The sequence below is a fragment of the Micromonospora sp. ATCC 39149 genome, from assembly GCF_000158815.1.
In the GTDB taxonomy this organism is placed as follows: Bacteria; Actinomycetota; Actinomycetes; order Mycobacteriales; family Micromonosporaceae; genus Micromonospora.
Map to the genome: position 1 here is coordinate 497,335 of NZ_GG657738.1, position 1,531 is coordinate 498,865.

At 73.2% G+C, this 1,531-nt stretch carries 2 protein-coding genes; one reads left to right on the forward strand and one right to left on the reverse strand.

The window, feature by feature from the left end:
- Positions 1 to 256: 256 nt before the first annotated feature.
- Entirely contained in the window at positions 257 to 691 is a 435-nt protein-coding gene (locus MCAG_RS02110; RefSeq protein WP_085986097.1) for a DUF6766 family protein, read from the reverse strand.
- A gap of 239 nt (positions 692 to 930) precedes the next feature.
- On the opposite strand from MCAG_RS02110, the gene MCAG_RS02115 reads away from it, so the two are divergent.
- On the forward strand, positions 931 to 1,437 hold the full coding sequence (locus tag MCAG_RS02115; RefSeq protein WP_007071344.1) for a class I SAM-dependent methyltransferase: 507 nt from the start codon (positions 931 to 933) through the stop codon (positions 1,435 to 1,437).
- Positions 1,438 to 1,531 lie beyond the last annotated feature (94 nt).

Here is a 1,531-nt window from a genome sequence, read left to right on the forward strand (position 1 = left end):
TCCCTGGGGTGGCCCCGCGAGGGGGGCCGCTCCGGGGGGAGCGGGCGCAGGGCTCACCCGCCACGCGCGCCGCCCCGCCCCCGCCCGACTCAGCAGTGCCGATATGGGTGGCGCGCCGACGCGCCGGCCAGCGGTTACACGGGGGGTCACGCGCCCGATCGCGCGGTCAGGATCGACACCAGTACGCCGACATGGTGGCTTCCGGAAAGCCGGAAGGGGCGGGGTCGAGGTCGGCCGGCGAGCGGGGTGGGCCCGGTCACGGGTTCTCCGGGTCCAGGTTGCGTTCGCGCAGCAGCGCGTCCAGCTTGGCCTCGATCCGCTCGTCGGACTCGCGGGACTGCGACGACCCCCAGTAGTAGAAGAGGGCCAGCCCGGCGGCCTGCCAGATCAACTGGAGGAACTCCGACTGCCAGTTCTCGAAAGTGCTGGCGAGGAACTGCGGCAGGTACTCGGACCAGGCGAACGCCTGGCCGTGCTGACTCGCCTCGTTGCGCTGCACCACGAGCTGGAAGAAGAACTGGCCGAGCCACGAGAAGAGGAAGAACGCCCCCGTAACGAGCGCGAAGGCGTACGCCTTGGGCCAGCGGGGCTTGCGCAACGGCGGCCCGGCCGCGCGGTCGCGACGCCGGCCGCCCCCGATGCCGGCGCTGACGGACGGGCGGTTGTCGGTCGATGTGCTGATCTCCGCCATCACGGTCCCCCTCTCGACGAACGATCTCACCGGTGATGTGCCCTGCCCCGACCGGGCCGAAACCGCGCTGCCCAGCGCCGGGCGCGCGAACGACGACGCCCCGACGGGGGTCGACCACTCCCCCACCGGGGCGTCCGCGCCGGCCGTCCGGCGATCATCACACCGCTACCCCTATGCAATTGCCATAGATTTGCAATAAGGTCTGGACGCCGATCGATGACGTAACTACTCTCCTGCCTATGACTCCTTACATCACCGGGAGCCTCGGCCGAACGGCCGACGGGCTCGCCGGCACCGACGGCCTCTCCGCGACGGCGGCGGCCTGGCAGGAGAGCTGGGACCGGCAGCAGGAGGCGTACCTGCCGGACCGGGAGGAACGCTTCGCCGCCATGCTCGACGCGGTCGACGCCCTCGTCGACGGGGACTCGCCCCGCCTGCTCGACCTCGCCGGAGGCACCGGCACGATCTCACTGCGGGCCCTGGCCCGCTTCCCCCGGGCCCGGATCACCCTGGTCGACCTCGACCCGGCCCTGCTCGCCCTGGCCCGCGCGTCGCTGCTCGACCGGGCCACCGTCCTCTGCGCCGACCTGTCCCACCCCGGCTGGCACGATCGGCTGCCGCACCGCGACTACGACGCCGTGCTCACCGCCACCGCCCTGCACTGGCTGCCCGCCGAGCGGCTCGCCGACCTCTACGGGCGAACTACGGGAGCTGCTGCGCCCGGGCGGGCTCCTCGTCAACGCTGACCACATGCCCGACGACGCGCTGCCGACGCTGACCGACCGGCTGGGCGTGCGCGCCGGCCAGCGACGCGCCGCCCGGTACGCCGCCGGCGGGGCC

What these genes read in the sequence shown, in the direction of transcription:
- MCAG_RS02115 (WP_007071344.1), top strand. Translation starts at nt 931, where the DNA reads ATGACTCCTTACATCACCGGGAGCCTCGGCCGAACGGCCGACGGGCTC.
- MCAG_RS02110 (WP_085986097.1), bottom strand. Translation starts at nt 691, where the DNA reads ATGGCGGAGATCAGCACATCGACCGACAACCGCCCGTCCGTCAGCGCC.